The 13,116-nt window shown below is 40.9% G+C and carries 8 protein-coding genes; 3 read left to right on the top strand and 5 right to left on the bottom strand.

Annotation, left to right across the window (positions count from 1 at the left end):
• Window positions 1–86 precede the first annotated feature (86 nt).
• The gene (locus Q8M62_RS11320) at window positions 87–1,664 is read right to left on the bottom strand and encodes a hypothetical protein (RefSeq protein ID WP_304902134.1); all 1,578 of its coding nucleotides are present in this window, start codon (window positions 1,662–1,664) and stop codon (window positions 87–89) included.
• Between the two features lie 513 nt (window positions 1,665–2,177).
• Complete coding sequence (locus Q8M62_RS11315) at window positions 2,178–5,492, bottom strand: carboxypeptidase regulatory-like domain-containing protein (protein WP_305668143.1); 3,315 nt, start codon at window positions 5,490–5,492, stop codon at window positions 2,178–2,180.
• Window positions 5,493–5,838: 346 nt separating this feature from the next.
• On the opposite strand from Q8M62_RS11315, the gene Q8M62_RS11310 reads away from it, so the two are divergent.
• Window positions 5,839–6,528, top strand: a complete 690-nt coding sequence (locus tag Q8M62_RS11310; RefSeq protein ID WP_304902136.1) for a lysoplasmalogenase — start codon at window positions 5,839–5,841, stop codon at window positions 6,526–6,528.
• Window positions 6,529–6,639: 111 nt separating this feature from the next.
• On the opposite strand, the gene aspS is transcribed toward Q8M62_RS11310, so the two are convergent.
• Window positions 6,640–8,394, bottom strand: a complete 1,755-nt coding sequence (gene aspS, locus Q8M62_RS11305) for an aspartate--tRNA ligase (protein ID WP_304902137.1) — start codon at window positions 8,392–8,394, stop codon at window positions 6,640–6,642.
• A gap of 293 nt (window positions 8,395–8,687) precedes the next feature.
• On the opposite strand from aspS, the gene Q8M62_RS11300 reads away from it, so the two are divergent.
• On the top strand, window positions 8,688–9,989 hold the full coding sequence (locus Q8M62_RS11300) for a peptidoglycan DD-metalloendopeptidase family protein (RefSeq protein ID WP_304902138.1): 1,302 nt from the start codon (window positions 8,688–8,690) through the stop codon (window positions 9,987–9,989).
• Window positions 9,990–10,069: 80 nt separating this feature from the next.
• Window positions 10,070–10,801 (top strand): 23S rRNA pseudouridine(2604) synthase RluF, encoded by a 732-nt coding sequence (gene rluF, locus Q8M62_RS11295; protein ID WP_304902139.1) that lies wholly within the window; start codon window positions 10,070–10,072, stop codon window positions 10,799–10,801.
• 32 nt (window positions 10,802–10,833) lie between these two features.
• On the opposite strand, the gene Q8M62_RS11290 is transcribed toward rluF, so the two are convergent.
• The gene (locus Q8M62_RS11290) at window positions 10,834–11,688 is read right to left on the bottom strand and encodes a glycoside hydrolase family 16 protein (RefSeq protein ID WP_304902140.1); all 855 of its coding nucleotides are present in this window, start codon (window positions 11,686–11,688) and stop codon (window positions 10,834–10,836) included.
• A gap of 101 nt (window positions 11,689–11,789) precedes the next feature.
• Window positions 11,790–13,116, bottom strand: a 1,327-nt coding sequence (locus tag Q8M62_RS11285; RefSeq protein ID WP_304902141.1) for an OmpA family protein, incomplete at its 5' end; no start/stop codon positions are given.

The following is a 13,116-nucleotide window of genomic DNA, read 5'->3' as shown; positions in this document are numbered from 1 at the left end:
TTATAGAATAAAAATTCTACAAAAACCTAACTAAAAATCATTAAATTACTTAAACTTTAACGAATACTACTCAAAATCAAACAAAATTATAAATCACTTGAAAGCCTATATTCATACTCTTTTATAAAAACTAACTCTGTATCATAATTCTTTCTGGAAGGTAGACCATACGTTACTTTAATGCCTAGTTTGTTTGATCTTGGAGGTGGAGGGCCATAAAAGTCCCCTTGAGGATTAGTATTTGTTTTGTAATAATTATTTATATAATTAGTTGCAGAACTTACAAATTGTCCATCAGAGTGAAAACCTGGAATAAAATATTCTACCTTAGGATTTATCAAGCCTAAAGAAGGATTAATAATATAATTAACGTCCCTGTTAAAAACTATTTCCCAATATCCTTCCTCAATGCATTCGTCAATTGAGTTTGAAGGATCGTAATAACAATCAGAATAAGAAGAATTAACAAAAACAGGAAGAGAATTTAAATTGAAAACTCCCCAAGGAATATTTTGAACAGGTTTATAAACTTCAGGTTTAGAGTTTTCTTGCCTTAAAGAAAAGGTAAACTGCTGCAATAAAACTTGAGAAGAAATAGATCCAGAAAATGCTAAATTACCAGTAAATCTAATCGGTGTAGGTGAAGTTGCAACTGAGTTTTTTCCCCCTAAGATTGTTTTCACTAGTGAAAGTGCAGGACCAATAAAACTAGTCCAAGTAGGTAAAGTAAGTGAATTTTGAAGATTTGTTAAATTATTTTGAGTTGATGCATTTTTCCCTTGTTTAACTTTGTTTATGGCATCAAAAATTCCATTGACACTTTTATAAACACCATCAGTATAGTTTACGGCCTCCAACAATGATAGTCCATTGTTAGTTGGAGAGGTTGAGCCTATTTTCCCTTCCAATGAAAATGCCGTTGAACTCATAGTCAAGTTTGAGAAATTACTTCCAATTAGTTCAATTTTCAATTCTGTGCCCGAAGAGATTGAAGCATCATAACCAAACATATGAAAATCTGCATGAACCCAGCCTTGATTTACTGAAACTTTAGACATTACAGATTTAGAAATATTCGTTTCAAAATTATTTAAATAACTCTTAAAATCCGAATCACTAGTGAAGATAGCCTTTCTGTCCGAAGAATTGGTGTAACTTAATTTAACTAAATAATCAGTATAATTATCTTGAGGAGCATTAAAAATACATACTCTAAGAATTCCAGTATATTTATTATACAAAATAAAAAATGGATACCTTACGGCATCTAAAGAGGTACCAAAATCTCTAATAACCAACATCCAGCCATCTTCAGGCCACATATCCTTTTTATCATTACTAATTGCATCAGCAAGTATATGACCATTAGTAAAAAACGGCGTGGTTGGGGAACCTGGTACCTGAACAATACTTGTTGAATTTTTATAATAGATTGATTGACCTTGACTGGAATACCATTGCCAATTAGGATTTAAATTTGGATCCCCTGGTGGCATAATTCTAGTAGCGTAAGTAGTGTCTGTATCAACGAGTTCTAATTTAAATTTGTTTTCACCTTTAAATTCCTCTTTCAAATTAACCTGTTGCGAATCTGTTTCTAAAGTTTCTACACAGCCAGAAATACAAAAAACCCAAAGAAACAAAATTAGTTTGTGAATTTTCATAATTTTATAAATATTAGTAGTTTAAATATTAAAATTACTTTTTTTACAAAAGAAATTGCAATAAAATCTAGAAGTTTTCTCTATAAATTGAAAAACCATCAAAATATAATTCATAAAATAACTGAATCATAAATACCATTATGCTAATCTTTGGAACAGTCAATTAAGCTATTAGTGAGCAAAATAGTTAAACAAATAAGTATAACTAATTTATAGGTTTATAATTAAAAAAACTAGCTTAATGTTCCGAACAATATTTACCGCCTTTTTATATTCTTAAAGTATTTAAAAGAAAATTCACGAAAAATAAAAACAAAATAATTCATACTTTATTTATTCAGCAAATTTCATATTTATACCTTAATTTTGTTTCATAAACATTTGCCTCCTTTGCCAAAAGTTAAAATCGATATAATCTTTTCATAAAATTGTAAAAGATGGAAAAATACCCAATCAAGAGTATTTTTCCATTTTTAAAACTTTAAAATTTTAAAAATTTAATTCAATAATCTATTAATTGAAGATATATCTCAATCCAAACTGCATTCTCCATACGTCTGATACGCCTGCTGTAGGACGATATGTTTCAGAAATCAAATTTCCCCCTAATTGGGCTAAACGATATCTTAAGGCTCCATTGGAATCTACACTTGGATTTGTCAAAGGTTGGATAGCGTTAAATGTTTTTCCCAATCCCCAATCTGGATTTAGTAAGTTACCCACGTTCAGGATATCTACACGGAATTCCAAGGTGTTTTTCTTACCGTTGATATTGGTAAACAATTGCTGTGCGAAAGAGAAGTCAGCACGGCTGACCATCGGCATGATTACAGCACCTCTTTCAGCATATTTACCTCTGTTGGCACTGAGGTACTTATCCTGAAGAATATACGCTTCCCATGCATCGGCCTGCTGCTGCGCAGTAAATGTCACCGGCTGTCCACCCACAGTGGCAGTATATTGCTGGAAGTTCATTTCCTCTTTGTTGGCATGGATGTAGATCAGGTCATTGTTAAATCCTCCATCACCGTTCGCATCTCCTGTAAACCTATAACTCCCATTTCCAATAGTTATTGATTCCCAGAATAAGGAAACTGAGGTGTTTCCAAACTTGAAGATGTCTTTGTTATAGCTGATCACTCCAAAAACTCGATGACCAAGATTATTGGAGGATATTCCAAGACCTGGATTATTTGGATCTCTGGAAATCGGATTGTTAAACCATGTTCCAGATGCAATTGATCCCGGATCAACCGTATTTCTGGATTCACCGTAGCTGTAAGCACCTTTCACATACAGGCCGTTTCCAAATGGCTTTTCCAGAGAAAAGGAGGCTACCCAAGAATTGCCGATTGCCTGATTGGACAAGATTATCGCATTTGGAATGTTCGGTGTAGTCTGGTAAATCCTATTTCTGGTCCATCTCGGTCTGTTATCCTTTCCAACAAACTGCGATTGGTGTACTGGCAAGTTACCGTTGTAGTAGGCAATGCCATTTACATCTGAACTGTAAATGAATTCACCTGTTGCAACGATTCCGCCCGGTAATTGCTGATCAATACCTATATTGGATCTCCAAACCTGAGGGAATTTGAAATTTGGCTCAGTCAATGCCAATTCATAAGAAGCAGCAGGGCTACCTGTTACTTCCGTAGGCTTATAGGCATTAGGATCTGGATTAAATGGTCTGCTTGTAAGTGGTACAGCTGGGGAGGTAGATGTAGCTGCCCTAGAATCTCTTTGCTCAAAACCAGTTAAAATACCATTATTACCTACTTGGTTGGAAATCCAAACATAAGCCGGTCTTCCTGTGAAAATACCTGTTCCCCCTCTAACTTGGGTCTTCTGATTGTTGAATACATCCCAGTTGAAACCTACTCTGGGTGACCAAAGAATATTTGCTTCGGGAAGTTGATCCGTTCTGAAATTTACAAATGTACTTGCGGGGTTTCTAAATAGTAGTTTTTCCACGTCTTCATTTCTAAGTGCAGTTTGCTCAAAGAAAGGAACATCGATTCTAAGCCCGAAGGTGGTTTTCAAATTGTTTCGAAGCTGAATTTCATCTTGCGCATAGAAACCAACATAGTCAACTTTTAAAGGCTGAACTGGCTTTTCTGAACCCGGAATATTGTTATATCTTACCTGGAATCTTCTTAAATCCACTCCACTTGGAGTTGCATTTCCATTTGCTAAGAAGTTGTTTGCGTCTTTATAGAAATCATCCAGGGAATTGTAGACATAAACAGACTGTGAACCCGGGAAGAACACGTTTTCGGATTCATATCGCTCATAGCTAAAGCCTAAAGTGAAAGTATGCTTTCCGGCAAATATTTGGAGGTTATCCTGAATCTGGAAAGTCTTGTATCTCAATTCGTTGTTTGGCGTGAATGGCTCAAACCCGAAGGAAGTGTAAGTTCTGTCTTCTTGAAGAATATCTACCATCGGGAAAAAAGTACCTCTGGATCCACGACTTTCGTCCTGATAAGTATAACCTACTATCAAGCTGTTGGTCATATTGGTTCTTAACCTCGAGTTCAATTCCGCCACTACAGATCGGATGTTTTCCAAAATGCTATAGTTTGAATTTTGGAAGTTCAATGCTTCCGGTCTGCCGTTTCTGTTTCCAAAACCAAGAGAAGAAGAGTTGGACATCAGAACATCGGTAGAAGAATTCAGATGGTTATATCTCAGGCTAAGCTTATTCTTATCATTGATGTTATAATCCAGCTTCACCAAAAATTTGGTTCCCAGAGTCTCGTTATCGTAACCTTCGTAAGGACCGGTTTCATAGTTAAATTTGTCTCTCAGGAAACCGCTAAGTTGATCTAGGTCGGAAGCCAAAACCCTTGTCACATTACCTTCAATAGGCTCATTTCCTACTCTTGCCCTCCAAGTAGTTCCCGGTCTAGCCTCCTTTTCATCTTCGAATGAAGCGAAAAAGAACAATTTGTCCTTGATGATCGGTCCACCGACGCGGAATCCGATTTGTTTGTAGGTAAAGTCGCCCGGATTGAAGGTGTTTTCACCTGCTTCAGTTCCTACATTATTGTTATTTCTGAAGAAATAATACGCTGAACCGGAATACTCGTTAGTACCTGATTTGGTAACTGTGTTCACGCCGGCACCGGTAAAGTTTCCCTGTCTTACGTCATAGGGAGCCACGTTAACTGATATTTGCTCAATAGCATCGAGTGAAATCGGAGATACGCCTGTTCTGCCGCCCGGGTTACTTCCGCTTCCCAAACCAAACGAGTTGTTGAAGTAAGAACCATCGACAGTGATGTTGTTCAGTCTTGAATCCTGACCAGCAAAAGACTGCCCATTTGACTGGGGTGTCAATCTTGTGAAGTCATTGATGTTTCTGGAGATAGTAGGAAGTCTTGTAAGCGCCTGATTATCAATCGAGGTATTTGCTCCCGTTCTTTCGTTTGAAAACAGGTTGTTTTTGCTTGAAGTCACCACGACCTCGGAAAGTTGCTGTCCGTCTTCCTGAAGGGAGACGTTAACGTTGGCAAATACGCCCAGAGATAGGATAATCCCATCCACCTCTTGAGTGGAAAATCCGATAAAGGAAACCGAAATTCTGTAAGGACCACCTACACGCATACCCGGAATGTTATACTTCCCGTCTATGTTAGACACCGCACCATAGCGCGTACCGGATGGAAGGTGAGTAGCAACTACGTTCGCTCCCGGAAGCGGCTGACCATTTTTTTCTGACACTACACCGGAGATACCGGAGGTGGTCACACCCTGTGAAAGTGCTAATCCAGTGCTAAGCACTAGAAACATCACTGTCAGCAAGTTTTTCAGTAAATTTTGCCTCATAAATTTTTGTTTTGGTAAAAGCTGGTTTTGATTTTTACTTGTTGCAAAGGTAATTCTCCTCCTAGGTAAGTAAGAGTAGTTAAGGTTAATTTTTGACGCTCAAATTTCACAATAATTAACAGAACCTTAACATGGTATGGGAAACATTTTTCATGTTTTTTTTCGGAAAAAAGATTGAATTTTAATCTAATAACTTTCAACCGGACAAAATTTCTTGAAAAACTGTATGAATTTTAGCCCATCTTTGAGAATGGCTGATTTCACTATTTCAGAACAGTAAGGCCTAATTACCCCTTAATACAATCTTTTAATTTATATTTAACCAAAAACTCAGAAGAATATTCCCTTGAGAGATAGAAACATCATTTGGCTTTATTTGTTTTTGTTGGCCTCCTTGGTCGATATAGCATTCCTCTTAGAGGGTAATTTAGGTTTGAGATTTTTTTCAAAACCCTTGATCCTTTTAGGGTTAATTATTTATTTTTTTCAAATCACAAGACCTATTGCATCTACATTTTTGACAAAATCAATCCTTTCAGCCTTGATTTTTTCTTGGATAGGGGATATCCTATTGCTCTGGCCGCATCTGTTCATCTATGGTTTGGGGGCTTTCCTAATGGCGCAGGTTTGCTATATCATTGGATTCAAACTTGCCCAAAGCGGATCAAATCGATTGGATCAGGTGAATTTTATCAAGATATTTTTCTTTAATCTTCCAATTTACCTTGCTGCTGCGTTCACCTTTTATCTGATAAATCCGAATCTGGGAGGCATGAAAATTCCCGTAATCATCTACATCATTGTGATCGTAAGCATGGTTGCTACTGCCCGGGAGCGATTCAAAAAGTGTAATTCAGCCTCATTTTGGCAGGTATTTATCGGAGCAGTTTTTTTCTTCATTTCTGACGGGGCCATTGCAATCAGCAGGTTTTTCTTTGATTTTCCTGATTCAGGGATTATAATCATGGGCACTTATGTGGTTGCCCAACTGTTAATCGTGATGGGAATCCGATCATTCATTATTGATCCTAAATAAAAATAGAGGCCGAAGCCTCTATTTTTAATTTTTCCATTCAACTGTGATTTGAAGGATTTTCATCCTAATTCACGGTGCTATGGACTATGGACTGTCGACTGTGGTCAAGAATTACTTCTTCAAACTCACTCGAATCGAAAGCTCTTCCAGCTGATCATCTGCAATGGTACTCGGTGAGTCGATCATCACATCTCTTCCTGAGTTGTTCTTTGGGAAAGCGATGTAATCCCGTATGGAATCCGATCCTCCGAAGATCGCGCAAAGCCTGTCAAAGCCAAAGGCAATTCCCCCATGTGGAGGAGCGCCATATTCAAAGGCTTCCATCAGGAATCCAAATTGCTTTTGAGCTTCTTCGTCAGAAAATCCCAAGTGCTTAAACATCAATTGCTGAGTCGGACGGTCGTGAATACGGATAGATCCACCTCCTACTTCCACTCCATTTATGACAAGGTCATAAGCATTGGCACGAACTGCGCCCGGATCAGTTTCCAACAAGGGAATATCTTCTCGTTTTGGAGAGGTAAATGGATGGTGCATCGCATGAAATCGCTTTGTCTCCTCATCCCACTCCAAAAGCGGAAAATCTACCACCCAAAGTGGCTTGAAGACATTTCGATTACGCAGCCCAAGATCTTCTCCCATTTTCAAACGCAGCTCAGAAAGCTGCTTTCGAACCGTTTTGGCATCTCCACTCAAGATCAACATCAAATCCCCGGGTTCGGCTGCAAAGGCATCTGCCCAAGTCTTGAGATCCTCCGAGGTATAGAATTTATCCACGCTTGATTTGAGCGTGCCGTCCAGATTATACCTGAGGTAGATCATCCCTTTGGCTCCGATCTGTGGACGTTTTACCCATTCTGTCAGTTCGTCGATTTGCTTTCGTGTGTATTCCGATGCGCCTTTGGCGCAGATCCCAACAACCAGTTCAGCATTGTCAAAAATCGCAAAGCCTTTGCCTTTTGCCACATCATTCAACTCGACAAACTTCATGTCAAAGCGAAGATCCGGTTTGTCATTGCCGTAGCCTTTCATCGCATCGGCGAAGGTCATATGCTCCACATAGCCCAAATCGATTCCTTTCACGGATGAAAAAAGGTGTTTGATGAGGCCTTCAAAGGTATTCAGAATGTCCTCCTGAGTTACGAAGGCCATCTCGCAGTCTATTTGAGTAAACTCAGGTTGACGATCAGCACGTAGATCTTCATCACGGAAACACTTGACAATCTGGAAATAGCGGTCGAAACCACTTACCATCAGTAATTGCTTGAAAGTCTGCGGAGATTGTGGCAAAGCATAGAACTCACCTGGATTCACACGGCTTGGCACGACAAAATCACGGGCTCCTTCCGGAGTAGACTTGATCAAAACAGGTGTTTCAACTTCTATGAAATCTTGACCATCCATATATTTTCGGGTTTCCTGCATCATCTTATGACGCAGTTGAAGTTTTTCCCGAATGATATTTCTTCTAAGATCAAGGTACCGATATTTCATCCTTAGCTCGTCACCTCCGTCAGTTTCATCTTCTATTATAAAAGGAGGAACTTTCGCGGCATTGAGCACTTCCAGTTGGCTGACCTTGATTTCGATCGATCCCGTTGGGATTTTATCGTTTTTGGCAGTTCTTTCGATCACTTTCCCGCTTGCCGAAACGACAAACTCCCTACCCAACTGTGCGGCCTTCTCAAGTAAACCTTTGTCTGAGGATCCTTCTTCGAAAATCAACTGAGTAAGACCATATCGATCTCGAAGATCCACCCAGATCAATCCTCCTTTGTTGCGGACACGCTGAACCCAGCCCGCAAGAGTCACTTCCTGATTTACATGGTCAAGGCGCAATTCGCCACACGTGTGAGTTCTCAACATTTTTATTCCTTGATTTTTGGGAAGCCAAAGATAAATAATTGATTCAGAGATCAGCATCTCTCTTTCGAAGATTCGCAACAAAGAGGAGATTTTGATTGGAAAAAGTCAGTTTTTTTCGATAAAATTTTAAAAAGTTATAAATCAGCTTTTTCAGGATTTCTTTTACTTTTTGCAACAATGCGGCACGGAAATTGGCCAATTGCCAGCATTCTAAAGCTATTGGTTTGGAAAAACCCGCTTTATTGACTTGATTAGAAACTCTTTAACTATCACCCCTAATAAATCAGCGATTAATGAATACTAAATGGATTGGTGCTACCGCTCTTTTTCTCATGCTTGGAGCCGGTGCTATTTTCCAAATTGGCAAAAATACCAGTGCCAACTCGACCGAAGACACTGAAACTACAGACAGTACCGGGATTGATAAAGAAAAAGAAGTTTTTCTCTATGGTATCAATGTCACTGGACTTAATATAATAGAAGGTACAGTCAGTAAAAATCAAACCTTAGGATCCATCCTGACTCCTTTCAATGTCCCTTACCAGATCATTGACGAAATCGCCAAAAAATCCAAAGGTGTTTTTGATGTCCGTTGGATCTCCGCCAACAAAAAGTTTACGATTCTCCAGTCTGCAGACTCTCCCCAAGCTCAATTTTTTATTTACGAACCTAATCCTGCTGAGTATGTGGTTTTTGATCTGGATTCGATAGAAATCTACAAAGCTGAAAAACCTGCAGTCATTAAGAAAAGGGAAATCGGGGGTGTAATCGAAACTTCGCTTTATGTTGACATGGTCAAGCAGGGAATTTCTCCGGAGATCATTGATCAATTTGCTGATTTGTACGGCTGGTCTGTGGACTTTCAGCGCTTGCAAAAAGGTGATTTATTTAAGGTCGTGTTTGAAGAAAAAGTCATTGAAGATATGGTTGTGGGTGTTTCGGGAGTCCAACTGGCATATTTTGAACATATGGGACAGCCATACCATGCCATTCCATTCGAGCAAAACGGACAAGTCTCATTTTTTGACCAAAACGGAAACAGTTTCAAAAAAGCTTTCCTCAGAGATCCGCTCAAATTCACAAGGATCAGTTCAAAATACAATTTGAAGCGTTTTCATCCAGTTCAGAAAAGATACAAGCCTCACCTTGGGACTGATTATGCAGCTCTAACTGGTACCGAAATTCGCTCTGTAGGAGACGGAACAGTCGTTGAAGCCCGTTACACTTCCGCAAACGGAAATTATGTAAAGATCAAACACAATGGTACCTACACTACGCAATACCTTCACATGTCCAAAATCGGGAAAGGCGTAAAACCCGGAACTCGGATCAAGCAAGGTCAAGTAATTGGCTACGTGGGTAGTACGGGGTTGGCTACAGGTCCTCATTTGTGTTTCAGATTTTGGAAAAACGGCAAACAGGAAGACTGGCTGAAAGAAAAAATCCCGCCTTCTGAACCTGTCCTGCAAGCAAACAGAGCAGCATTCAATGCCAAGAGAGATGATTCGCTCAGGCTTTTGGCAGAAATCAGTACAAAAAGGGAAGAAAAACTGGTAGCTGAAATACCAAATCAAACACAAACAGGAGAACAATAGAAATTTTCAGTTTATTCTATTTAAAATATCCCAATGGTGGATTTGATCGCTAAATTTCGATCCAATCCACTTTTGTTTTTATGGCCCAAGAAGAATCAATCCGAATCAATAAATACCTCAGTGAGGTAGGATTCTGTTCCAGAAGAGCAGCAGATCAACTTTTGGAGCAAAACAGAATTACCATCAACGGAAAATTACCGGAACTGGGAACCAAAGTTTTACCGCAAGATGAAGTACGGGTCGATGGAGAATTGGTAGGAAAACCGAAAACGAAGCATGTCTACATTGTTTTCAACAAACCCGTCGGCATCGTATCCACTACGGATGTCAAAGGTGAAAGAAACAATATCATTGATTTTATCGGGCATTCGGAGAGGATCTTCCCGATTGGCAGGTTGGACAAAGACAGCGAAGGTTTGATCCTTCTCACCAGTGAAGGTGATATAGTCAATAAAATTCTCCGCTCCAAAAACAATCACGAAAAGGAATACATCGTAACGGTAGATCGGCCAATCGACGGGAATTTTGTACGAAAAATGTCTTCAGGAATTCCTATTCTTGGGACAGTCACCGATCCATGTAAAGTAGAATTGATCAGCAAGTTTAAATTCCGGATTATTCTTACCCAAGGATTAAATCGGCAGATTCGCAGGATGTGCGAATTCTTGGGTTATACCGTAAAACAACTCAAGCGCATCCGGATCATGAATATACACCTGGATATTCCGGTTGGAAAGTGGAGGGATCTCAGCGTAAAGGAATTGGCGGAATTGAATTCGCTGATTGCGGACAGTTCAAAAACATTTGATTGACCTAAGCCTAATCGCCTTATTTACCTAAAGCCTCAGGGACTTATTTTTTGATATACCCGCACATAATCCACCAAAAATTCTGAAGGAAAAATGCTTCCGCTTGGATCTCCTCCATTACCTCCAATGGCTAAATTTAGGAGAAGGTAATGCGGTTGGTGAAATGGATTAAAGCCATCCGGATTGATAGTTTCGGCGAGATCAATTTCATTCAACAGTTTACTATCCAGGTACAATTTGATAGTTTGCTCTGTCCACTCCATTCTCCAGGTATGAAATTTTGAAGGCCAATCGGAATCCATTTTGAGGAACTCCGAAAAAGGAATTTTGACCTCATCCCATCTTGCACGATACTGGCCTTCCTGCGCCCAAGCTGCATTAGCGAGGATCGTTGCAACATGATTGACTCGATAATACTCCATGATGTCTATTTCACCGTTGGCTGGCCAGGCGTTTTTAATCCCCAAAGTCCAGATAGCCGGCCACATGCCCAATGCGGTGTCGATTTTTGCCCGAACTTCCACCACGCCGTATTGAAAATGAAACTTACCTCGAGTGTTGATACTTGAAGCTGTGTATTCGGCTTGTTTTCGTGATTTTTTCCAATCTGCGTCTCCAGATTCAAATCCGGGGTTTGGTATCATTTCTCTTTTCCCCGTGATGACAAGTTTTCCGTCATTCATGGTTACATTTTCTTCCTGATACCACTGTAACTCCTGATTTCTTACAAAACCCTTTTCAAAACTCCATTTTGATGAATCTACTTTTCCTGTTTCGTTAAACTCATCCTGCCATACTAGAAAATAGCCGGATTTCATCGGATCAAAGTTTTCTTGGGCTAAGCAAATGCTGCATAGCAGCGTCAATAGGAACAGTAGATTATATTTCATTTTTATTGAAGTTTATCAAAATAATAATGATTTGGGGCTTTATCAAACAAAAAAACCCCCAGAAATCTGGAGGCCTTAAGATTAAACTTATCAATCACTAATTACATCGTATCGACTTTTTTCTGTCTGCCGGTGTAGCCGTAGGATGACTTGCCTACTCTGAGTTCTGTGCGGCGGTTCAGCTGGTGCATCGCCGGGGTGCAGGTCACCTGATCGCAGTCATGGATCGGCTTGGTCTTGCCATACCACTGGGACTCCAGCCTGTTGTCTTCCACTCCTCTGTTCTTCAGGTAGTCCTTCACCGTCTGTGCTCTGCGCTCGGACAGCTTCTGATTGTATGGTCCGTCGCCACGCTGATCGGTATGCCCCTCGATGTACAGCATCAGGTTTGGCATCCGCTTCAGCATGATCGCCGTGCGCTCGAGTTCGGTCTTGTGTACTGATCTGAGCATGGACTTGTCAAAGTCAAAGTAGATCGTCGGGATGTCGTTGATCTCTTCCTGGATCTTCTCGAAGATGTCCTCCGGCTCGCAGAAGTCCATGTCCTTCAATTCCTGGGGAATGTCATACTGCTTGGTCGGATCAGGGAACGCTTCCAGCACCAACTCCGATCTTCGGTTCAGCTGATGGTTCTCCTCCTTACATGGCTTGCCGTTCCCGCAGTCGTTGACCAGCTGGCTTTCCCCAAACCACTCCAACCTTACCCGGTCCGAATTGATGCCTTTCCCTCCCAGGTATTCGGTCACCGCCTTTGCCCGGTTGTTGGACAGCGTGATGTTGTATTCGTCACTCGCTCGGGAGTCGGTATGCGAAGCCACCAACAGGTCCAGGAAGCTGTACTTCTTCATCAGCTCGGCAAGTTTGTCCAATGCCGGCATCGCGTCTCTGCGGATCGCAAACTTGTCCAGGTCGTAGTACACAATGTCCACGTGCACCGGCAACTGGTAAGGAATCGGTACCAGCTTGTATTCTCTTTTCAGCGTGTCTCCCGCAAAGCCTTTGGTCGTAATGCTCTCGTCGGTCAGCGGGAAGTACCCCGGCTTGGAGATCGTAATGCCAAAGTCACTCTCCGGCTCCACCTGGGCACTCAGCTCACCTTTGCCGTTCCGGGCTGTGGCAACTATCACCCCCTGGGTCTTGTCCCGGAAGGTTGCCAGGTAGCTCTCGGTGATGATTGTCCCGTTGCAGTCCAACACCCTGGCCAAAAACTGCTTGTACATCTCCTTGGCCATGTAAATATCATCCAGTCCCTGCCCGCCTTTCCGGTTGGAGGAAAGGTAAACCGTTCTGTCTTTTCCTTCTCTGTAGGCAAAATCATCTCCCAGCGAGTTTACCGGCGTGCCCATGTTTCGGACTCCGCTGATCGCTGTGGGCGTATAATTCGCCTCAAAAATGTCCATCCCTCCCAGCCCTTTGTGGCCTGTGGAT

This window comes from Algoriphagus sp. (assembly GCF_030694375.1).
Classification (GTDB): Bacteria; Bacteroidota; Bacteroidia; order Cytophagales; family Cyclobacteriaceae; genus Algoriphagus.
This window is presented reverse-complemented; position numbering and strand designations above follow the sequence as displayed.